The organism is Scleromatobacter humisilvae (assembly GCF_023231945.1).
Classification (GTDB): Bacteria; Pseudomonadota; Gammaproteobacteria; order Burkholderiales; family Burkholderiaceae_C; genus Scleromatobacter; species Scleromatobacter humisilvae.
The window spans coordinates 808,082-830,047 of sequence record NZ_JAJLJH010000002.1 but is presented as its reverse complement, the minus strand read 5'-3'; the positions used below and the strand labels follow the sequence as shown (position 1 = coordinate 830,047).

Annotated in this window: 21 protein-coding genes; all 21 read left to right on the top strand. The window is 69.4% G+C overall.

Annotated elements, in window-relative coordinates:
• Positions 1-170 precede the first annotated feature (170 nt).
• The 21 genes from scpB (at position 171) to LPC04_RS12835 (ending at position 21,965) form a co-directional block, all read left to right on the top strand.
• On the top strand, positions 171-1,193 hold the full coding sequence (gene scpB / locus LPC04_RS12935; RefSeq protein WP_275682633.1) for an SMC-Scp complex subunit ScpB: 1,023 nt from the start codon (positions 171-173) through the stop codon (positions 1,191-1,193).
• Between the two features lie 16 nt (positions 1,194-1,209).
• Positions 1,210-3,390 carry a pseudouridine synthase gene (locus LPC04_RS12930; RefSeq protein WP_275682632.1) on the top strand — a complete coding sequence of 727 codons (2,181 nt, stop codon included), beginning with the start codon at positions 1,210-1,212 and terminating at the stop codon, positions 3,388-3,390.
• Between the two features lie 126 nt (positions 3,391-3,516).
• Positions 3,517-3,939, top strand: a complete 423-nt coding sequence (gene ndk / locus LPC04_RS12925; protein WP_275682631.1) for a nucleoside-diphosphate kinase — start codon at positions 3,517-3,519, stop codon at positions 3,937-3,939.
• A gap of 45 nt (positions 3,940-3,984) precedes the next feature.
• On the top strand, positions 3,985-5,145 hold the full coding sequence (gene rlmN, locus LPC04_RS12920; protein ID WP_275682630.1) for a dual-specificity RNA methyltransferase RlmN: 1,161 nt from the start codon (positions 3,985-3,987) through the stop codon (positions 5,143-5,145).
• Positions 5,146-5,222: 77 nt separating this feature from the next.
• On the top strand, positions 5,223-6,002 hold the full coding sequence (gene pilW, locus LPC04_RS12915; RefSeq protein WP_275682629.1) for a type IV pilus biogenesis/stability protein PilW: 780 nt from the start codon (positions 5,223-5,225) through the stop codon (positions 6,000-6,002).
• Positions 6,003-6,066: 64 nt separating this feature from the next.
• A complete protein-coding gene (locus LPC04_RS12910; protein WP_275682628.1) occupies positions 6,067-7,035 on the top strand; it encodes a helix-turn-helix domain-containing protein in 969 nt (322 codons plus the stop codon).
• Positions 7,036-7,057: 22 nt separating this feature from the next.
• The gene (gene ispG, locus LPC04_RS12905; protein ID WP_275682627.1) at positions 7,058-8,365 is read left to right on the top strand and encodes a flavodoxin-dependent (E)-4-hydroxy-3-methylbut-2-enyl-diphosphate synthase; all 1,308 of its coding nucleotides are present in this window, start codon (positions 7,058-7,060) and stop codon (positions 8,363-8,365) included.
• Between the two features lie 78 nt (positions 8,366-8,443).
• Positions 8,444-9,772, top strand: a complete 1,329-nt coding sequence (gene hisS, locus LPC04_RS12900; protein ID WP_275682626.1) for a histidine--tRNA ligase — start codon at positions 8,444-8,446, stop codon at positions 9,770-9,772.
• Positions 9,773-9,866: 94 nt separating this feature from the next.
• Entirely contained in the window at positions 9,867-10,535 is a 669-nt protein-coding gene (locus LPC04_RS12895; RefSeq protein ID WP_275682625.1) for a YfgM family protein, read from the top strand.
• On the top strand, positions 10,532-11,692 hold the full coding sequence (locus tag LPC04_RS12890) for an outer membrane protein assembly factor BamB (RefSeq protein WP_275682624.1): 1,161 nt from the start codon (positions 10,532-10,534) through the stop codon (positions 11,690-11,692). The genes LPC04_RS12895 and LPC04_RS12890 overlap by 4 nt, the downstream gene beginning before the upstream one ends.
• A 34-nt stretch (positions 11,693-11,726) precedes the next feature.
• Positions 11,727-13,070, top strand: coding sequence for a ribosome biogenesis GTPase Der (gene der, locus LPC04_RS12885; protein ID WP_275682623.1), 1,344 nt, complete (start codon positions 11,727-11,729; stop codon positions 13,068-13,070).
• A gap of 87 nt (positions 13,071-13,157) precedes the next feature.
• The gene (gene hfq / locus LPC04_RS12880) at positions 13,158-13,394 is read left to right on the top strand and encodes an RNA chaperone Hfq (protein WP_275682622.1); all 237 of its coding nucleotides are present in this window, start codon (positions 13,158-13,160) and stop codon (positions 13,392-13,394) included.
• A 115-nt stretch (positions 13,395-13,509) separates the two neighbouring features.
• Positions 13,510-14,718 (top strand): GTPase HflX, encoded by a 1,209-nt coding sequence (hflX, locus tag LPC04_RS12875; protein WP_275682673.1) that lies wholly within the window; start codon positions 13,510-13,512, stop codon positions 14,716-14,718.
• A gap of 65 nt (positions 14,719-14,783) precedes the next feature.
• On the top strand, positions 14,784-15,977 hold the full coding sequence (hflK, locus tag LPC04_RS12870; protein WP_275682621.1) for an FtsH protease activity modulator HflK: 1,194 nt from the start codon (positions 14,784-14,786) through the stop codon (positions 15,975-15,977).
• Positions 15,978-15,988: 11 nt separating this feature from the next.
• Entirely contained in the window at positions 15,989-16,900 is a 912-nt protein-coding gene (gene hflC, locus LPC04_RS12865; RefSeq protein ID WP_275682620.1) for a protease modulator HflC, read from the top strand.
• A gap of 2 nt (positions 16,901-16,902) precedes the next feature.
• The gene (locus LPC04_RS12860) at positions 16,903-17,091 is read left to right on the top strand and encodes a DUF2065 domain-containing protein (RefSeq protein WP_275682619.1); all 189 of its coding nucleotides are present in this window, start codon (positions 16,903-16,905) and stop codon (positions 17,089-17,091) included.
• A gap of 135 nt (positions 17,092-17,226) precedes the next feature.
• The gene (locus LPC04_RS12855; RefSeq protein WP_275682618.1) at positions 17,227-18,393 is read left to right on the top strand and encodes an ATP phosphoribosyltransferase regulatory subunit; all 1,167 of its coding nucleotides are present in this window, start codon (positions 17,227-17,229) and stop codon (positions 18,391-18,393) included.
• Between the two features lie 64 nt (positions 18,394-18,457).
• Positions 18,458-19,798 (top strand): adenylosuccinate synthase, encoded by a 1,341-nt coding sequence (locus LPC04_RS12850; RefSeq protein WP_275682617.1) that lies wholly within the window; start codon positions 18,458-18,460, stop codon positions 19,796-19,798.
• 40 nt (positions 19,799-19,838) lie between these two features.
• Entirely contained in the window at positions 19,839-20,363 is a 525-nt protein-coding gene (locus LPC04_RS12845; RefSeq protein WP_275682616.1) for a phosphoribosyltransferase, read from the top strand.
• Positions 20,364-20,571: 208 nt separating this feature from the next.
• Positions 20,572-21,333 carry a glycosyltransferase family 2 protein gene (locus tag LPC04_RS12840; protein ID WP_275682615.1) on the top strand — a complete coding sequence of 254 codons (762 nt, stop codon included), beginning with the start codon at positions 20,572-20,574 and terminating at the stop codon, positions 21,331-21,333.
• Positions 21,333-21,965 (top strand): PI-PLC domain-containing protein, encoded by a 633-nt coding sequence (locus tag LPC04_RS12835; protein WP_275682614.1) that lies wholly within the window; start codon positions 21,333-21,335, stop codon positions 21,963-21,965. The genes LPC04_RS12840 and LPC04_RS12835 overlap by 1 nt, the downstream gene beginning before the upstream one ends.
• Position 21,966 lies beyond the last annotated feature (1 nt).

Here is a 21,966-nt window from a genome sequence, read left to right as displayed (position 1 = left end):
CCGCGCGCAGTGCTGATCCAAGCCCGCCGGCCCCGATTGAAACTGGAATCTCTCCTCTGAAAACGCGGCCGTGCATGGTGGTCTCCGCCTCGAATGAGGGCGTCGCCATGCCGCAGCCGATACCGGCCCCCTTGGCCTGCTGATGCAGGCGGACACCCGCTAATTCATCGATGAATACTCAGGATGCCAAGCGCGTTCTTGAAACCGCGCTGATCTGTGCCAGTCAGCCGCTGCCGCTGCGTGCCATGCGCAGCCTGTTCGATGACCAGATCGGCACGGACACGCTGCGCTCCATGCTCGACGAGCTGGTGCGCGACTGGAACGGCCGCGGCGTCGAACTGGTGTCGATTGCGTCGGGCTGGCGCTTCCAAAGCCGGCCGGAGCTGCGCGAGTTCCTCGACCGCCTGCATCCCGAGAAGCCGCCGAAGTACTCGCGCGCCGTGCTCGAGACGCTGGCCATCATCGCCTACCGCCAGCCGGTGACGCGCGGCGACATCGAGGACATCCGCGGCGTCATGGTCGGCAGCCAGATCATCAAGCAGCTCGAGGATCGCGGCTGGATCGAGGCGATCGGCCACCGCGACGCGCCGGGCCGGCCGTCGCTGTTCGCCACCACGCGCCAGTTCCTCGACGACCTCGGCCTGGCCAGCCTCGATCAGTTGCCCACGCTCGAAGGCGGCCAGGCGCCGACCGACGCGCTGGCGGACCTGCAACCCAGCCTGCTGGGCGAGGTGCAGGCCTCGCTGGAGCTGGCGCCGACGCTGGACGACGGGTCCGAAGGCGGCGAGGCCGCCAACGATGCCGACGCAGCGGCGCCCCAAGCGCCGGCGAACGGCGTGGCGGCGGAGGTCGCGGCCGAGGCCGTCCCGTCCGACGCCATCGACAGCCTGCCTGACGCCGACGCCGGCGACCTCGGCTACGAGGCAGCGATGCCCGCCGAAGTGCCGGACGCGCCGGACGTGCCCGCGGTGCCGGCGCCCGTCCATCCGGCCGAGCCCACGCTGGCCCATGCCGAGGCCGCCCAGGCGGCGCGCCAGGCCGACGCCATCGCGGCGGCCATCGCCGCCGACCAGGCCCACGCTGCCCAACTGGCCGGCCACGAACCCACCCCCGAACCCGCGCCGTCCCCGGCGTCCCCGACCACGGCCGACGAGCACCCGCCCGCGTCGCCCGCATCTCCCGAAGACCACTGAAACAAGGTCCGCTGCAATGAGTTCCGATACCCCGGATGTGACGCCCGAAGACGCGCCCGAGAGCACGACGCCCGCCGTCAAGAAGCCCCGCGCGCCGCGCAAGACCGCGGTGAAGGCGGAGGCAGCTGCCGAGGCCGCTCCGGCCGCGCAAGCGCCGGCTGCCGACAGCGAGGCCCCCGCGCCCGCGGCGCCGCGCAAGCGCGCGCGCAAGGCCGCCGAGCCCGTCGAGGCGGTTGCCGGCGAACCGGCGCCCGCGCCGGCCGTCGAGGCCGTCGCCCCGATCGAGCCTGTTCTCGAAGTGCGCGAGCCGCGTCCGCCGCGTGCGCGCGCAGAGCGTCGTCCCGCAGCGGCGGAAGAATCCGCGTCGCCGGCCGAGGCCGCCGATGCGCGTCCGAGCGGTGATTCCGAAGGCGCCGATGCCGGCGCCGCGGGCGAGGGCGCCGAGGGTGGCGACGGCGAAGACCGCGGCGAGGGCCCGGGCGAAGGTCGCCGTTCGCGCAGCAGGCGCCGCCGCCGCGGCCGCCGGGGTGGTTCCGACGACGCGGCGGCCGAAGGCGGCCAGCGTGCCGAGGGCGCCGAAGGTGGCGAAGGTGGCGAAGGCGGCGAAGGCGGCGAGGCTGAAGCGGGCGAGGAGGGCGCCGACGGCGCCGAGCCGCGCCAGCCTCGCGGCGATCGTCCGCCGCGTCCCGAGCGAGGCCCGCGCGCGGTCGTCGAGTTCGCCAGCGCCGACGTGTCCGACACCTTCGCCGGCGTGCTGTCCGGCGACTTCGACATCGATGCCGAGATCGTCGAGGGCGTCAACCCGATTCCCGCCAAGCGCGTGCTGGCCGCCGAGCCGGACGCGCCCAAGCTGCACAAGGTGCTCGCGCAGTCGGGCATCGGCTCGCGGCGCGACATGGAGCAGCTGATCACCGACGGCAAGGTCACCGTCAACGGCGAGGTCGCCCACACCGGGCAGCGCATCTCGTTCGGCGACGAGGTGCGTGTCGCCGGCCGCGTCGTCAAGCTGCGCATCGCGCCGCCGCCGGCGCGCGTGATCGCGTACCACAAGCCCGCGGGCGAAGTGGTCACGATGGACGATCCGGAAAAGCGCCCGACCGTCTTCCGCCGCCTGCCGCGCCTGGCGCACGGCAAGTGGCAGTCGGTCGGCCGCCTCGACATCAACACCGAGGGCCTGCTGCTGTTCACCAACTCCGGTGATCTCGCCAACAAGCTGATGCACCCGCGCTTCGGCGTCGAGCGCGAGTATGCGGTGCGCGTGCTGGGCACGCTCGAGACCGACTCGCGCGAGAAGCTGCTGACGGGCGTGTCCATCGACGGCCAGGAAGCGCATTTCAAGTCGATCGAGGACGGCGGCGGCGAAGGCGCCAACCGCTGGTATCGCGTGGTCATCACCGAAGGCCGCAACCGCGAGGTGCGCAAGCTGTTCGACGCGGTGGGCATGGCGGTGAGCCGGCTGATCCGCATCCGCTACGGCTCGGTGGTGCTGCCCAAGGGCCTGCGCCGCTCGGTGTGGGTCGATCTCGACGAGAACGACGTGCGCCGCCTGCGCCAGCTGGCCGGCGCGGACAACCCGCAGCGCAACCAGCAGCCGCGCGAGGAGGGTGCCCGCGAGGGCGCGCCGCGCGAGAACGCGCCGCGCGAAGGCGGCCCGCGCGAAGGCGGGCAACGCAACAGCCAGCAGCCGCGCAACGAGCGCGGCCCGCGTGCCGACAACGGCCCGCGCGGCAACAACGCCGGCGGCCAGCAGCAGCCCAAGCAACGCGACCGCGGCGACCGCAACAGCCGTGGTCGCGACCGCGGCGGCCGCCAGGAGCAGAGCCCGGCGCCGATCCGCGAGGCGGGCGACCCGGCCTACATCCCGAATCCGCTGCAGCAGACCTTCGACCGCCGGGCGATCCAGCAGCGCGAGCGTCCGATCGTGGTCGACTACGACGACGACAGCGACGGCCCGATCGGCCCGATCCCCAATCCGCTGCAGCAGACCTACGACAAGCGCGGCCTGTCCGGCAAGGTCGACCCGTTCGGCCGCAACGGCAAGGGCGGCAAGCGTGGCGGTGGCGGCGGTGGCGGCGGCGGCGGCGGCGGCGAGAAGCAGCCGGATCCGTTGAAGACGGCCGTCGGCTACATCGGCGCCGACACCTTCATCAAGAAGCTCAACAACCGCGGCGGCGGCGGCGGCCGAGGCCGGCGTTGAACCCGCGGGCGCGGATCGGCTCTCACGCAGTGGGGGCGATTCGAGCCCTTTCCCTTATCAACGGTCACGTGCTCGGTTTAAAATGCCGGGCTTTGCCCAAGTTCCAGCCCTCCAGGAGAAACCAAAATGACTGAACGCACCCTCTCGATCATCAAGCCCGACGCCGTCGCCAAGAACGTCATCGGCCAGATCGTCGCCCGTTTCGAAGGCGCTGGCCTGAAGGTCGTCGCCGCCCGCCTGACCCAGCTGTCGCAAGCCGACGCCGAAGCGTTCTACGCCGTGCACAAGGCGCGTCCGTTCTTCAAGGACCTGGTCAGCTTCATGATCTCCGGCCCGGTGTTCGTGCAAGTCCTGGAAGGCGAAGGCGCCATCCTGAAGAACCGCGACCTGATGGGCGCCACCGACCCGAAGAAGGCCGAGAAGGGCACGATCCGCGCCGACTTCGCCGACTCGATCGACGCCAACGCCGTCCACGGTTCGGACGCTGCCGAGACCGCCGCGAACGAAATCGCGTTCTTCTTCCCCGGCATGCAAATCCACTCGCGTTGAGCGTGTGCGGCCTCGCGCGTGCGAGGCCAAATGGAACCCAGCGCGATGACGACCCCTCTCGACAACCTGCTCGACTTCGACCAATCCGCCCTCAAGGCGTATTGCGAACGCGTGGGTGAGAAGTCGTTTCGCGCGACCCAGCTGTTCCGCTGGATCCACCATCGCGGCGTGGGCAGCTTCGACGACATGACCGACCTCGCGCGCTCGCTGCGCGCGAAGCTGGCCGGCGTCGCCGAGGTTCGCCCGCTGTCCGTGATCACCGACAAGACCTCGGCCGACGGCACGCGCAAGTGGCTGTTCGACGTCGGCCAGGGCAACGCGGTCGAGACGGTCTACATCCCCGAGGACGACCGCGCCACGCTGTGCATCTCGTCGCAGGCCGGATGCGCCGTCGGCTGCCGCTTCTGTTCGACCGGCCACCAGGGCTTCAGCCGCAACCTCACGACGGGCGAGATCATCGCCCAGCTGTGGCAGGCCGAGCACCAGATGAAGGCCAAGCTGGGCCTGGGCGCCAACGAGCGCGCCATCTCCAACGTCGTGATGATGGGCATGGGCGAGCCGCTGCAGAACTACTCGCAGCTGGTGCCCGCGCTGCGGATGATGCTCGACGACCACGGCTACGGGCTGTCGCGCCGGCGCGTGACGGTGTCCACCTCCGGCGTGGTGCCGATGATCGACCGCCTGCGCGAGGACTGCCCGGTCGCGCTGGCCGTGTCGCTGCACGCGCCCGACGACGCGCTGCGCGACCAGCTGGTGCCGATCAACAAGAAGTACCCGATCGACGAACTGCTGTCGGCCTGCGAGCGCTACCTCGACGCCGCGCCGCGCGACTTCATCACGATGGAGTACTGCATGCTCGATGGCGTCAACGACACGCCCGCGCAGGCGAAGCAACTCGTCAACCTGGTCAAGAACCGGTTGCCGGTCAAGTTCAACCTGATCCCGTTCAACCCGTTCCCCGAGTCGGGCCTGACGCGTTCGTCCAACGCGCGCGTGCAGGCGTTCGGCGAGGTGCTGCTCGAGGCCGGCCTCGTCACGACGATCCGCAAGACGCGCGGCGACGACATCGACGCCGCGTGTGGTCAACTCGCGGGCGAGGTGCAGGATCGCACCGATGCCCAGCGCCGCATGACGCGGGCGATCCCGATCGTCGCCGCGCCTTCCGTTCCGAACCCGTCCGCCGTCCCTCCCACCCTCAAGCAGTGAGCCACCATCGCATGCATCTCGTCTTCGGGCAAGCCAGAGTGTCGCGTTGGATGAGGGCCGCGCTCGCGGCGGCAGGCATGGCCACAGTCCTCGCGGGATGCGTGACCACCGGCGCGCCGCCGAAGTCGCCCTACCACGCCAACAACGACGACGACATCAAGACGGCGTCCGACCAGACCAATGCGGACCGGCTGTACAACACGCGCATGGAGCTGGCGCAGGCCTACCTCGGCCGCAACCAGCCCGCCGACGCGCTGGACCAGGTCAAGCAGGCGCTGGGCGCCAAGCCGGACATGCCCGCCGCCTACGGCCTGCGCGGGCTGATCTACGCGGCGCTGGGCGACTCCGAGAAGGCGGACGAGAGCTTCCACCGCGCGATGCAGCTCGCGCCGCACGATGCCGACCTGATGCACAACTACGGCTGGTACGAGTGCCAGCAGCGCCGCTTCGACGATGCCGACGCGCAGTTCAAGCGCGCGATCGCCGAGCCGAACTACCGCGGCGCGCCGCGGACGATGCTGGTCGAAGGCGTCTGCCAGGCGCGTGCCGGCAAGATGCAGGACGCCGAGCGCACGCTGTCGCGCGCGTACGAGCTGGATCCGGCCAACCCGACGATCGCGTACAACCTGTCCGAGGTGCTGTACCGCGAAGCCCAGTTCGACCGCGCGCGCTTCTACATCCGCCGCATCAACAACCGACAAGAACTGGCAAGCGCACAGTCGCTCTGGCTGGCCGCCCGGATCGAGCACAAGCTCGGCCAGGGCGAGCAGGTCAAGGCCATGGGAGCCCAACTGCGCGAACGCTTCGCGGAATCGCCGGAGGCGTTGTTGTTCGAAAAAGGCAAATTCGATGACTGACGAGCTGACGCCGGAACCGACGCAGCCTTCCTCTTTTTCGCATCCCGACGCGGAGGGCGCCGCGATGCCAGCCGAGCCGGAGCCCGCCGGGGCTTCGAGCCGGCTCGACCCCGAGCCGACGCCGTCCCGCCTCGGGCCGCCGACCGCAGGCGGCCTGATCCGCGACGCCCGCGAGGCGCAGGGCATCGACCTCGCCTCGCTCGCCGCGATGCTCAAGATCCCGCTGCGCCGCCTCGAGGCGCTCGAGATGGGCCGCCACGAGGAGCTGCAGGGCCCGACCTTCGAGCGTGCGCTCGCGCAGGCGGCCTGCCGCGTGCTCAAGATCGATCCGAAGCCGGTGCTGGCGCTGCTGCCGCAGCACGAGCGCAACACGCTCGAGCGGGTCAGCGAGGGCATCAACACGCCGTTCCGCGACGGCCAGGGCAGCGGCGGCTTCGAGCTGCCGGCGGGCATGCGGCCGGTGATCATCTTCGTGGGCATCCTGATCCTGGCGACGCTGGCGCTGCTGTTCGTGCCGGGCAGCTGGATCGCGCGCGCCAAGGCCGAGTTCGCGGGCGGCGCGGCAGCCAGCGCGCCGGCGGAGTCGGCGTCGGTGCCCGCGGTTGCCGTGCCGGTCGAGATGCCCGCGGCCAGCGCGGTCGCGCCCGCGGCGGCTGCCACGCTCGCGCCCGTCTTGTCGGCCCCGGCCCCGGCCGCGGCTTCGGCAGCCTCGTCGGTGTCGCCGACGCCCGCCGCTGCGTCGGCCACGGCCGCGCAGGGCGTCGACGAGGTGCTGGCCCACGTGGCCGGCACGCCCAGCATCCCGTTGCAGGTCATCGCGACGGCCGACTCGTGGGTCGAGGTGGTCGACGCGCAGGGCCACACGCTGCTGTCGCGCGTCGTCGTCGCCGGCGAGTCGGTGGGCCTGGACGGCGCCTTGCCCATGCGCGTAAAGATCGGCAATGCCCGTGGCACGCACCTGAAGCTGCGCGGCGACAATGTGGACCTGACGCCCTGGACGCGCGACAACGTCGCCCGCCTCGAGCTGAAGTGACCCTCCAGACGAGCTGCAAGCCATGAACGACCTGACCCTGCCCATTTCCGACGCCGGCTCCCTGCTGGACGGCGAGCCCATCGCCGAGGCGGCGCCCGCCGCGCGCCGCACGCGCCAGGCCCGCGTGGCGTGGGGCGATCACGTCGTCACTGTCGGCGGCGACGCGCCGGTGCGCGTGCAGTCGATGACCAACACCGACACGGTGCAGGTCATCGAGACGGCGATCCAGGTCAAGGAACTCGCGCTGGCCGGATCCGAGCTGGTGCGCATCACGGTCAACACGCCCGAGGCCGCCGCCGCCGTGCCGCACATCCGCGAACAGCTCGACCGGATGAACATCAACGTGCCGTTGGTGGGCGACTTCCACTACAACGGCCACCGCCTGCTGACCGAGTACCCGGCCTGCGCCGAGGCGCTGTCGAAGTACCGCATCAACCCGGGCAACGTCGGGCGCGGCGAGAAGGGCGATCGCCAGTTCGCGCAGATGGTCGAGGTCGCGTGCAAGTACGACAAGCCGGTGCGCATCGGCGTCAACTGGGGCAGCCTCGACCAGGAGCTGCTCAAGTCGCTGATGGACGCCAACGCGAAGCGTTCGAAGCCGTGGGAGCTCAAGCAGATCATGTACGAGGCGCTGGTGCGCTCGGCCATCGAATCGGCCCAGGCGGCGCGCGACGTCGGGCTGGATCCGAACCAGATCCTGCTCAGCTGCAAGATGAGCGCGGTGCAGGACCTCATCTCGGTCTACCGCGGCCTTTCGAAGCGGACGGACTACGCGCTGCACCTGGGCCTGACCGAGGCCGGCATGGGCGCCAAGGGCACGGTGGCCTCGGCGGCGGCGCTGTCGGTGCTGCTGCAGGAAGGCATCGGCGACACGATCCGCGTCTCGCTCACGCCGCAGCCGGGCGAGGCGCGCACGCAGGAGGTGGTGGTGGCGCTCGAGATCCTGCAGTCGCTGGGCCTGCGCCACTTCAACCCGAGCGTCACGGCCTGCCCGGGCTGCGGTCGCACCACCAGTACGGTGTTCCAGGATCTCACCAAGCAGATCGACGACTTCCTGCGGTCGCAGATGCCCGTGTGGCGCGACCGCTTCCCGGGCGTCGAGGGCATGAAGGTGGCCGTGATGGGCTGCATCGTCAACGGCCCCGGCGAGAGCAAGCACGCCGACATCGGCATCAGCCTGCCCGGCACCGGCGAGGCGCCGTCCGCGCCCGTCTACATCGACGGCGAACGCGTGCTGACGCTGCGCGGCGACAACATCGCCGGCGAGTTCCGGGCCATCGTCGAGCAATATATCGAACGCCGGTATGGCGCCGTGACGGCCGCGCATTGAGGCTGCCGCAGCCTCGCCCGACGTTCCCCTTCCAATCATTCGCGGCCGCACGACGGGCCGCACTGTTCCGTATTGCTCATGGCTGAAATCCTGCGTGCCGTCAAAGGCATGAACGACATCTTCCCGGCGTCCGTCCCGCGCAAGGCGAGCGAGACGCTGCCCACGTCCAACCTGTGGCAGTGGTTCGAGCAGACCGCGCGCAACGTGCTGCAGCGCTACGGCTACCAGAACCTGATGACGCCGATCGTCGAGCCGACGTCGCTGTTCGTGCGCGGCATCGGCGAGGTGACCGACATCGTCGAGAAGGAGATGTATTCCTTCGAGGACACCATGAACGGCGACAAGCTCACGTTGCGCCCCGAGTTCACCGCCGGCATCGTGCGCGCCGTGATCGAGCACAACGCGTTGTACAACGGCCCGCTGCGGCTGTGGTCGACGGGCCCGCTGTTTCGCCACGAGCGCCCGCAGAAGGGCCGTTATCGCCAGTTCCACCAGCTCGATGTCGAGGCCCTCGGCTTCGCCGGGCCGGACACCGACGCCGAGCAGATCCTGCTGACGCGCACGCTGCTGCGCGAGCTGGGCCTGAAGGAAGGCGAGCACATCCGCCTCGAGATCAACAGCCTGGGCCAGCCGGCCGAGCGCGCCGCGCATCGCGCTGCACTCGTCGGTTATTTCGAGGCCAACGCCGCGCTGCTGGACGAGGATTCGCAGCGCCGCCTGAAGACAAACCCGCTGCGCATCCTGGACAGCAAGAACCCGGCGATGCAGGCGATGATCGACGCGGCGCCGAAGCTGATGGCGTTCCTCGGGCCTGAGACGATGGCGCACTTCGACGCCGTGCGCGCGGTGCTGGACGCCGTCGGCCTCGAGTACCGCATCAACCCGCGCCTGGTGCGCGGCCTCGACTACTACAACCTGACCGTCTTCGAGTGGATCACCGAGCAGCTCGGTTCGCAGGGCACCGTGTGCGGCGGCGGCCGCTACGACGGCCTGATCGAGCAACTCGGTGGCAAGCCGGCGCCGGCCGTGGGCTGGGGCCTGGGCATCGAGCGCCTGCTGCTGCTGCTGGAGGCCGTGGGCGTCGTGCCGCCGGACCAGGCGCCGGACGCCTATGCCGTGGTCGGTGGCGACGAGGCCCGCGTGCCGGCGATGGTCGCGGCCGAGGCCTTGCGCGCGGCGGGCGTGTCGGTGCTGCAGCATGCGGCCGGTCCCGAGGGCCTGCCCAGCCTCAAGGCGCAGTTCAAGAAGGCCAACGCCAGCGGCGCGCGCTTCGCGCTGGTGTTCGCCGGCGAGGAACTTGCACGCGGTGTCGTGGGTCTGAAACCGCTGCGCGGCGGGGAGGCGGAGCAGGTCGAACGCCCCCTGTCCGACGTCGCGGCCTGGGCCGCGGAGCTGCGCAACGCATAATTGACGATTCGCCCGACTTTTCCGGGCACCGTCTTCCTTCGCCCAAGGCTCCCAGCCGCGGGCGGTTTCCCGAATTCAAGATAGACCGATACCGATGGCACAACAACTCGATCTCCAGGAACAAGAACAGATCGACGCCCTCAAGGCGTTCTGGGCCAAGTACGGCAACCTGATCATGTGGACGGTCACGCTGGTGCTGGCCGTCTTCGCCGGCTGGACGTGGTGGCAGAAGCTGGAGCGCGACAAGGCGGCCGTCGCCAGCACGATGTACGGCGAGCTGCAGACGGCCGCCGCAGCCGGGGACGCCAAGCGCGCCGCGCAGATCCTGGGCGACATGCAGTCCAAGGCGTCCAAGACCACGTACACGCAGCTCGGCGCGCTGCTCACCGCCAAGACGCAGGCCGACAAGGGCGACAGCGCCAGCGCCACGGCCAACCTGCGCTGGGTGGCCGACAACGGCAACGAAGAGAACGCCGCCGTCGCCCACCTGCGCCTGGCCGGCGTGCTGGCCGATGCGAAGAAGTACGACGACGCCCTGAAGGAACTCGTGCTGGTCAAGCCGGCGTCGTTCGCGCCGCTGGTGTCCGACCGCCGCGGGGACATCGAGCTGGCCCAGGGCCAGAAGGACGCCGCCGTCAAGGCCTACAAGGTGGCCTACGACGGCCTGCCGGAGACGACGCAGTACCGCATCCTCGTCCAGGCCAAGCTGACGGCGCTGGGCGCCGCGCCGGCCGCTTCCGCCGCCTCGGGAGCCGCGCAATGAAGGGCGCGCTGACCGTGCGTGCCCTCGCCGCGATGGCGCTCGTCGCTACTGGCGCGCTGCTGGCCGGCTGCGCCGACGACGTGGCCAAGCCCACCCCGCTGGAGCCGCTGGCGGCCAAGATCTCCGGCCACCAGGTCTGGAAGCTGAGCCTGGGTGGCGCGGCGTTCAGTTCGATCACCGGCAGCGCCGGCTTCGGCGCGCAGGGCCTGGCGGTGGCCGGCAGCAACTTCGTCATCGGCGCGCTCAACGGCGTGCTGGTCTCGGTCGACGCCGACAGCGGCAGGGAGAACTGGCGCGCGGACGTGGGCGGGCGCCTGTCCACCGGCGTCGGCAGCGACGGCCGCTTCAGCGCGGTCGTCACGCGCGACGGCGATCTGGTGACGCTGGACGGCGGCAAGATCCTCTGGCGCCAGCACCTGGAGAGCGCGGTCGTGACCGCGCCGTTCGTCGCCGGCGAGCGCGTGTTCGTGCTGGGCGTGGATCGCTCCGTGCAGGCCTTCGACGCCCTCGACGGCAAGAAGCTGTGGGTCTACGCGAAGCCGGGCGACGCCCTGACGCTGTCGCAGGCCGGCGTGTTGACGTCCTACCAGGACACGCTGCTGTTCGGCCTGGGCGCGCGCCTGACCGCGCTCGATCCGCTCAAGGGCACGGTTCGCTGGGAAGTGCCGGTGGCTGCGCCGCGCGGCACCAACGAAGTCGAGCGCCTGGCCGACCTGGTCGGCCCGGCGGCGCGCGTCGGCAGCACCTACTGCATCCGCGCATTCCAGAACGGCATCGGCTGCGTCGACGCGGAGCGCGTCACGGCGCTGTGGTCGATCAACACCGGCGGCGCGCAGGCGATCGGCGCCGACGAGGACTACGTGTTCTCCGGCGACGCCAGCGACCGCCTGAGTGCGCGCCGCCGCGCCAACGGCGAATCGTTGTGGCTCAGCGACAAGTTCCAGAACCGCAAGTTGAGCGGGATGCTGTCCATCGGCAAGGTGGTCGTGTTCGGCGACTACGAGGGCAACGTGCACTTCCTCGACCGCACCACCGGCACGCCGCTGCTGCGCCTGCCCACCGACGGCTCGGCCGTCGTCGGCGCGCCCGTGCGCGCGGGCAACACGCTGGCGGTGACGACCAAGGACGGCTCCGTCTTCGCCTTCCGTCCGGAATGAGCGCGACCTTGCGACTGACCAGGAGCCCCCGCGCGTGAAACCCGTCATTGCACTCGTCGGCCGACCCAACGTCGGCAAGTCGACGCTGTTCAATCGGCTGACGAAGACGCGCGACGCCATCGTCGCCGACTTCGCGGGCCTGACGCGCGACCGCCACTACGGCGACGGCCGCCACAACGGCGTCGAGTTCATCGTCGTCGACACCGGCGGCTTCGAGCCCGATTCCACCACCGGCATCGTCAAGGAGATGGCGCGCCAGACGCGCCAGGCCGTGGCCGAGGCCGACGTCGTCATCTTCGTCGTCGACATCCGCCTGGGCCTGTCGGTGCAGGACCACGACATCGCGCGCTACCTGCGCACGGCGCAGAAGAACGTGCTGATCGCGGTCAACAAGGCCGAGGGCATGTCCGAATCGCCGATGCTCAACGAGTTCCACGAGCTCGGCATGGGCGAGCTGCACCCGATCTCCGCGGCGCACGGCCAGGGCATCCGCAGCCTGCTGGACGCCGCGCTGGAGGGCGTCGAGCCCGAGTCCGAGGACGACGAATTCGGCGCCTCGGCGATGGACCGGCCGATCCGCCTGGCCGTGGCCGGCCGCCCCAACGTCGGCAAGTCCACGCTGATCAACACCTGGCTGGGCGAGGAGCGCCTCGTGGCGTTCGACATGCCCGGCACGACGCGCGACGCCATCACGGTGCCTTTCGAGCGCGATGGCAAGAAATTCGAGCTGATCGACACCGCCGGCCTGCGCCGCAAGGGGCAGGTGTTCGAGGCGATCGAGAAGTTCTCGGTCATCAAGACGCTGCAGGCGATCGCGGATGCCAATGTCGTCGTGCTGCTGCTCGACGCGACCCAGGGCGTGACCGACCAGGACGCCCACATCGCGGGCTACATCCTCGATTCCGGACGCGCCGTCGTCATCGCGATCAACAAGTGGGACGCCGTCGACGCCTACCAGCGCCAGATGCTGGATCGCTCGATCGAGTCGCGCCTGGCCTTCCTGAAGTTTGCGCCGGTGATCAACATCTCCGCGCTGAAGCGCCAGGGCCTGGGCCCGCTCTGGAAGTCCATCGAGGACGCGCACGCGTCGGCCAACCGCAAGATGTCCACGCCGGTGCTCACGCGCCTGCTGATGGAGGCTGTCGAGCACCAGCAGCCCCGCCGCGACGGCATGTATCGCCCCAAGATGCGCTATGCGCACCAGGGCGGCATGAATCCGCCCATCATCGTGGTGCACGGCACCTCGCTGGACCACGTCACCGACGCCTACAAGCGCTTCCTCGAGGGGCGTTTCCGCGACCACTTCAAGCTGGTGGGCACCCCGCTCAAGATCGAGCTGCGGTCGGGGCGTAACCCATTCACCGACAAAGAAGAATAAAGTTAACCCGTAGAACGGTGGGCGGGATGCCGCGTGTGATAACGTGAACTCTTTCCCAACACACGTACTTTCAACACGGAGAATATCGTGAGCAACAAAGGGCAACTCCTACAAGACCCCTTCCTGAACCTGCTGCGCAAGGAGCATGTTCCGGTGTCGATCTATCTGGTCAACGGCATCAAGCTGCAAGGCCATATCGAATCGTTTGACCAGTATGTGGTCCTGCTTCGCAACACCGTCACCCAGATGGTCTACAAGCACGCCATCTCCACGGTCGTGCCGGGTCGTGCCGTGAACTTCCATGCGGGTGACGCTCCGGAATGATGTCGCGGTCTGAGTCCGGTCTGCGGGCTTCGAATTGACTGACGACGGTTCGCAGGGCGCCCGCGGCCCTCAGCTCGGCGGTTCCACGCACGGCGCGCCTCCGCGCGTCGTCCTCGTGGGCGTCGATTTCGGGCGCGGCTCCTCGTTCGATCCGACGCTCGACGAACTCGCGCTGCTGGCCGAGTCCGCGGACGACATCCCCGTCGCCCGCGTCACGGCCAGGCGCAAGGCGCCCGATCCGGCGCTGTTCGTGGGCAGCGGCAAGGCCGACGAGATCAAGGAACTGGTGCTGGCGCACCGCGCGCAGGGCGTGCTGTTCGACCAGGCGCTGTCGCCGGCGCAGCAGCGCAACCTCGAACGCCACCTGGGCGTCGGCGTGGCCGACCGCACGGCGCTGATCCTCGAGATCTTCGCCGCGCGCGCCAAGAGCCACGAAGGCAAGCTGCAGGTGGAACTCGCGCGGCTGCAGTACCTGTCGACGCGCCTCGTGCGGCGCTGGAGCCACCTGGAACGCCAGCAGGGCGGCACCGGCGTGCGCGGCGGCCCGGGCGAGTCGCAGATCGAACTCGACAAGCGCATGATCGGCGAGCGCATCAAGCAGGTGAAGGAACGCCTGGTCAAGGTCAAGAAGCAGCGCCAGACGCAGCGCAAGTCGCGCGAGCGCAGCGGCACCTTCCGCGTCTCGCTGGTTGGCTATACCAATGCAGGCAAGTCGACGCTGTTCAACGCGCTTGTCAAGGCCGACACCTACGTCGCCAACCAGCTGTTCGCCACGCTCGACACCACCACCCGCTCGATGTACCTGCAGCAGGTGGAGGCAGCGGTCTCGCTGTCCGACACCGTGGGCTTCATCCGCGACCTGCCGCACAAGCTGGTCGAGGCCTTCCGCGCCACGCTGCAGGAGGCGGCCGATGCCGACCTGCTGCTGCACGTGATCGACGCCGCCAGCCCGCTGCTGAAGGAACAGTTCGAGGAAGTGCAGCGCGTGCTGCACGAGATCGGCGCCGACGAGGTGCCGCAGGTCCTCGTCTACAACAAGCTCGATCGCCTCGACGTCGCCCAGCGCCCGGAAAGCCTGGTCGACGCGATCGAGGGCGAGCGCGGCGTGCGCACGCCGCGCGTGTTCGTCAGCGCCCTCGGCGGCGAGGGGCTGGACGCGCTGCGCCAGGCGATCGCCGACGCCGTGGTCGCCAGCCAGGACGCGCCGCAGGAAGACTTCGAGCGCGACGAGCGGTTCGCCCGCCCCGACCTCGACGACAATGAAGACCAAAACGACGACGTCGACTCGAAAGCGCCGTCTTCGTCCCCATCATCTTCAGCATGAACATGCCAGCGAACACTTCCCCGTCTTCGGCGCCGTCACCGCGCCGGCGCGCCCTGCTGCGCAAGTTGCTTGGCCCCTTCATGGCCGCCGGCCAGGAAGGCCCGCCCGACCTCGAGGAGATGTGGCGCGACTTCACGCGCAAGCTCTCGGCGTTCGTCGGCCTCGGCAAGAAGGGCGGCGATCCGGGCAACGGCTTTCAGCCGGACGCGCGCAGCGCCGGCGTCGGCGTGGCGCTGGTCGCGCTGATCGTCGTGGTCGTCTGGCTGTTCAGCGGTTCGTTCATCGTGCAGGAAGGCCAGAAGGGCGTCGTGACCACCTTCGGCCGCTACAGCCACACCGTGGAAGCGGGCTGGGGCTGGCGCTGGCCGTATCCGTTCCAGGCCGAACAGACCATCGACTTCACGCAGACGCGCACCAAGGAGATCGGCGGCATCGGCATCTCGCCCACGAGCGGCCTGCGCGACTCCGCGATGCTGACCCAGGACGAGAACATCGTCGACGTCCGCTTCAGCGTGCAATACAGCCTGAAGGACGCGCGCGCCTACCTGTTCGAGAACTCCAAGCCGGACAAGGCGGTCGAGCAGGCCGCCGAGTCGGCGGTGCGCGAGATCGTCGGCTCCAGCCGCATCGACTCGGTGCTGTACGAGCAGCGCGGCGCGCTGACGGCGGCGCTGGTCAAGTCGATCCAGCAGCAGCTCGACACGCTGAACGCCGGCGTGCTGATCGCCAACGTCAACATCGAGAGCGTCAACCCGCCCGATCAGGTCACCGCGGCGTTCAGCGACGTGGTCAAGGCCGGGGTCGATCGCGACGCGCTGAAGAACGAGGGCCAGGCCTACGCCAACCACGTGATTCCCGCGGCGCAGGGCGACGCCGCCCGCCTGCGCGAGGACGCGCTGGCCTACAAGGCGCGCATCGTCAACGCCGCGGAGGGCGACTCCGATCGCTTCAAGGCGATCTACGCCGAGTACCAGAAGGCGCCCGGCGTGACGCGCGACCGCATGTACATCGACGCGATGCAGGACGTCTTCTCGCACGTCACCAAGGTGATGGTGGACACGCACGGCGGCAACAACCTGATCCAGCTGCCGCTGGACAAGCTGACGCAGGCGGCCGCGGCCACCAGCGCGTCGCAGCCCGCCGCGCCGGCGCAGCCCGATGCGGCCGCCGCCACCACGGTCGCCGTCTCGCCGACCGACCCCGCAGCCGATGCCCGCTCGCGCGACAACTCGCGCGGCCGCGATCGCGACAGCCGCTGAGGAGCCGACCCATGAACAGAATCTTCCTCGCGATCGGCATCGTCATCGTCGCCATCCTCGTGGCCTCGTCGTCGCTGTTCATCGTCGACCAGCGCCAGGTCGCCGTCATCAAGACCTTCGGCGAGATCAAGTCGGTCATCACCGAGCCGGGCCTGAACTTCAACTGGCCGCTGGTGCAGACGGTGTCGATGCTGGACCGCACGATCCAGACGCTGGACAACCCGTCGCCGAGCGCGATCTTCACCGCCGAGAAGAAGAGCCTCGTGATCGACTGGCTGGTGAAGTGGCGCATCAACGATCCGCGCCAGTTCGTCCGCAACAACGGCGTCGAGCAGCGCAACCTCGAGAACCGCCTGGGGGCCGTGTCGCAGGCCGCGTTCAACGAGGAAGTCACCAAGCACACCGTGCGCGGCGTGCTGTCCGACGAGCGCGCGCAGATCATGCAGAACGTCAAGACGCGCCTGGAGCAGGAATCGAAGCCGTTCGGCATCGAGATCATCGACGTGCGCATCAAGCGCGTCGACTTCGTGCCCGAGGTCACCGCCTCGGTCTACAACCGCATGATCTCCGAGCGCAAGCAGGTGGCCAACCAGCTGCGCTCCGAGGGCGAGGCGACCAAGGAGCAGATCCGCGCCGATGCCGACAAGCAGGTGTCGGTGATCGTCGCCGGGGCCACGCTGGAAGCCCAGAAGACCAAGGGCGACGCCGATGCCCAGGCCACGCAGATCTACGGCGAGGCCTTCGGGCGCGATCCGAAGTTCGCCCAGTTCTACCGCAACCTCGAGGCCTACCGCGCCAGCTTCCACAGCAAGTCGGACGTGATGGTCGTCGACACCGGCTCGGACTTCTTCAAGGCCATGCGCGGCTCCGGCGGCGCCGGCTCGGCCGACGCGGCCGCGGCCGCGGCCGCCAAGAAGAAGTAGCAGTGGGCCTGCTGCTCGCCAGCGCGATCGCGCTGGTGCTGATCCTCGAAGGCCTGCTGCCGTTCCTCGATCCGGGCGCGTGGCGCCGGATGTTCGAGCGCGCGCTGCAGCTGAGCGACGCGCAGATCCGGATGCTGGGGCTGTCCAGCCTGGGGCTGGGCGTGGCGATCCTGCTGGTCTTCGGGCCCTGACGCCGGGGCGGCGCGAAGGCTGGCTTGTCGATTTCGCCGTTGCTGGCGGCCGCCAGCGTGCCGTGCTGCGCGAAACATTCTTCGCGCCGCTGGACACATCGGTACAATCCCGGTTTTAACCCCCTCAGCATTCTCATGACGTCTGCTTGGCTACTGCCCGAGCACATCGCCGATGTCCTGCCGTCCGAAGCGCGGCGCATCGAGGAATTGCGGCGCAAGCTGCTCGACCTGGCCCGCAGCTATGGGTTCGAGCTGGTGATCCCGCCGATGCTGGAGCACCTGGAATCGCTGCTGTCGGGCACCGGCCACGCGCTCGATCTCAAGACGTTCAAGCTGGTCGACCAGCTGAGCGGCCGCATGCTCGGTGTGCGCGCCGACACTACGCCGCAGGTCGCCCGCATCGACGCCCACCTGTTGAACCGCCAGGGCGTGGCACGCCTGTGCTACTGCGGCCCGGTGCTGCACGCGCGCCCCGACCGGCCGCTGGCCACCCGCGAGCCGCTGCAGTTCGGCGCCGAGATCTACGGCCACGCCGGGCTCGAGGCCGATCTCGAGATCCAGGATCTGGCGCTCGACGGCCTGGCCGCCGCCGGCGTCGAGTCGCTCGTGCTGGACATGGGCGACGCGCGCATCGTGCGCAGCCTGCTGGCCGGCGAAAAGGCGGCGCCGGTCGCCGACATCGTCGCCGCGCTCACGCTGAAGGATCGCAGCGCGGTGGAAACGCTCAGCGCCGGCCTGTCCCCGGCCACGCGCGAGGCCTTGCTGAAGCTGCTCGATCTGTACGGCGGCGCCGAGGTCCTCGACGAGGCGCGCCGCATCCTGCCGGCGCATCCGGCCATCGCCGCCGCGCTCGACGACCTGGCCTGGCTGGGGCGCCACCTGCACGCCGCCCATCCCGGCATCGAGCTCGGCTTCGACCTGTCCGACATGAGCGGCTACGCCTACTACAGCGGCGTGCGGTTCTCCGTCTACGCCACCGGCTCGACCGACGCGCTGCTGCGCGGCGGCCGCTACGACGAGGTCGGCGCGGTGTTCGGCCGCAATCGTCCGGCCGTGGGCTTCAGCCTCGACCTGCGCCAGCTCTCGGCCGCGATGCCCGCGGCGCCGCTGCGCGCGGCCATCCGGGCGCCCTGGAGCGAGGATGCCGGACTGCGCGCTGCAATCCGCGCGCTGCGCGCCGATAACGAAACGGTGGTGTGCGCGTTGCCGGGCCACGACCACGAGACGCAGGAATTCGCCTGCGACCGCGAGCTGGTCGCCGTCGACAACCAGTGGATGCTGCGCAGTCTCGCGACCGCCTGACCACCCGCCGCCAACGAACCGCCGGCCCTCCGTGGCCGAAGAATTTCTCCTGACTGAGCTTCCCATGCAACAAGGCAACACCACCATCCCCTCGCGCGGCCGCAACGTCGTCGTCGTCGGCACCCAATGGGGCGACGAGGGCAAGGGCAAGGTCGTCGACTGGCTGACCGACCACGCGCAAGGCGTCGTCCGCTTCCAGGGCGGCCACAACGCGGGCCACACGCTGGTCATCAAGGGCGTCAAGACGGCGCTGCAGCTGATCCCGTCGGGCGTGATGCGCGACGGCGTCCACTGCTACATCGGCAACGGCGTGGTGGTCGATCCGACCCACCTGCTGTCCGAGATCGACCGTCTCGAGAAGATCGGCCTGGACGTGCGCTCGCGCCTGTTCGTCAGCGAGGCCTGCCCGCTGATCATGCCGTTCCACGTCGCGGTGGACAAGGCGCGCGAGGCGCAGCGCGAGGAGTGCGGCGACGGCAAGATCGGCACGACGGGCAAGGGCATCGGCCCGGCCTACGAGGACAAGGTCGCGCGCCGCGCGCTGCGCGTGCAGGACCTGAAGCACCCGGATCGCTTCGCCAAGAAGCTGCGCGAACTGCTCGAGGTGCACAACGCCACGCTGACGCGCCTTAAGCAGCCGACGCTGGAGTTCCAGCCGATCTTCGACCAGGCGATGCAGGTCGCCGAGCAGATCAAGCCGATGATGGCCGACGTCGGCTACGCGCTGCACAAGGCCCATCAGGCCGGCGCCAAGCTGCTGTTCGAAGGCGCGCAGGGCACGCTGCTGGACATCGACCACGGCACCTATCCGTTCGTCACCTCCAGCAACTGCGTGGCCGGCAACGCCGCCGCCGGCACGGGCCTGGGCCCGGGCATGCTGCACTACATCCTGGGCATCACCAAGGCCTACACGACGCGCGTCGGCTCGGGCCCGTTCCCGACCGAGCTCGACATCCTCGACGAGGGCGGCGTCGGCCATCACCTGTCGGTGGTCGGCCAGGAGCGCGGCACCGTCACCGGCCGCGCCCGCCGCTGCGGCTGGCTCGACGCCGCGGCGCTCAAGCGCGCCATCATCATCAACGGCATCTCCGGCCTGTGCATCACGAAGCTGGACGTGCTGGACGGCCTGTCGGAGATCAAGGTCTGCATCGGCTACAAGCTCGATGGCCTGAACGTCGACATCCTGCCCAGCGACGCCGACGACGTCGCGCGCTGCGAGCCGATCTACGAGACGTATCCGGGCTGGTCGGAGAAGACCTTCGGCCTGACCGAGTGGGACCAGCTGCCGCTCAACGCGCGCCGCTACCTCGAGCGCGTCAAGGAACTGATCGGCGCGCCGATCGACATGGTGTCCACGGGCCCGGATCGCGACCACACGATCCTGCTGCGGCACCCGTACCGCTGATCCAATTCACCGCGACCCTATTACCGACCAAAGGATCACGATGCTCACGGACGACGGCAAGCACCTCTACATTTCCTGGGGTGAATACCACCAACTGATCGAACGCCTGGCACTGAAGGTGCACCACTCGGGCTGGCAGTTCGACCAGATCCTGTGCCTGGCGCGCGGCGGCATGCGCCCCGGCGACATGCTCTCGCGCATCTTCGACAAGCCGCTGGCGATCATGTCGACGAGCTCGTACCGCGCCGAGGCCGGCACGATCCAGGGCCGTCTCGACATGGCCAAGTACATCACGCTGCCGCGCGGCGAACTGTCGGGGCGTGTGCTGCTGGTCGACGACCTGGCCGACTCCGGCGTGACGCTGGCGGCCGTCGCCGAGCGTCTGCGCGGGCTGCCGGCGATCAGCGAGCTGCGCTCGGCCGTGTTGTGGACGAAGGCGATCTCGACCTACACGCCGGACTACTTCGTCGAAGTGCTGCCGACGTCGCCGTGGATCCACCAGCCGTTCGAGGACTACGACAACATCTCGATCGAGACGCTGATCAAGCGCAACGCCGAGGAATGAGCGCGGCGCCGGGCGCGCGCGTCCACGAAGGAGAGGCCTGCCATGCGCAGGCCTTTTGCATTGTCGAGCGGGAAGGGGCGTCGGCCGGCCGACCGTCGTCTTGAGGGGCAGGCGCGAAATACGCGCCAATCACCCGGCATTTCCCGCGGCCCCGCGGCGCGCGAATCTCTAGAGTTGATCCTGCAGAAAACTCGAGAGTGATCGCTCCATGTTGAACATCGTCATTCCCATGGCCGGACTGGGTTCCCGCTTCGCCAAGGCCGGCTACACCGACCCGAAGCCGCTGATCCCGGTGAGCGGCGTGCCGATGATCCGCCTGGTGATCGAGAACATGCGCCCGAGCCAGGCGCACCGCTTCGTCTTCATCTGCCAGCAGTCCCACATCGAAGCCTACGGCCTGCGCGACAAGCTGGGCCGCTGGGGCGGCGCCGATGCCGTCGTCGTTGGCATAGCCGGCGTGACCGAAGGCGCGGCCTGCACGGTGCTCGCGGCCAAGGCGCATGTCGACAGCGACCAGCCGATGATGATCGTCAACAGCGACCAGTGGTGCGACGTCGCGGTCGACGATTACCTGGCGACGATGTCCGTCGACGACCTCGACGGCCTGATCATGACCATGACCGCCGACGACCCGAAGTGGTCCTTCGTCGGCCTCGACCCGGTCGGCCTCGTCAACCGCGTCGCCGAGAAGCAGGTCATCTCCAACGAGGCGACCGTGGGCATCTACAACTTCCGCCGCGGCGCCGACTTCGTGCGCGCGGCCGAGGCCATGGTCGCGGCGAACGAGCGCGTCAACAACGAGTTCTACGTCGCGCCGGTCTACAACCGCCTGATCGCCGACGGCCACCAGATCGGCATCCACAACATCGGCGCCGAGGCGGCCGGCATGTACGGCCTGGGCATCCCGGCCGACCTCGACCTGTTCAAGTCGCTGCCGGTGCTGCACAAGGCGCTCGCGACGTGCCAATGATGGACGTCCTCTCGCACCGAGGCTACTGGATCGACGCGTCCGAGAAGAACGCGCCCGAGGCGTTCGAGCGCAGCTTCGCGCTCGGCTTCGGCACCGAGACGGATGTGCGCGACCACGACGGCCGCCTGGTGATCAGCCATGACATGCCCACGGGCGAGGCACTGGCGTTCGAGGCCTACCTGGACTGCCTGGCACGCAGGGCGACGCGTCCGCTGCTGCAGGCGATCAACATCAAGGCCGACGGCCTGGCGACCGCGCTCGCGCGCACGATGAAGGACAGCGCGCATCCGTGGTTCGTGTTCGACATGTCGCTGCCGGACACGCTGCACCAGCTGCGCGCCGGCAACCCGGTCTATCTGCGCATGAGCGAGTACGAGACGATTCCGATGGCGCTGGAGTCGCGCATCAAGGGCATCTGGCTCGACGCCTTCGAGCGCACCTGGTACGGCGTCGACACGATCGCCGCGCTGCTCGATCGCGGTCTCGCGGTCTGCGTGGTGTCGCCGGAACTGCACGGGCGCGACGACCCTGAAGCGCTGTGGTCGGCGCTGAAGCCGCTGCGCGAGCGGTCGGGCCTGAGCCTGTGCACCGACCTGCCCGAACAGGCGCTCGCGTGCCTGGGCCTGAATTGAC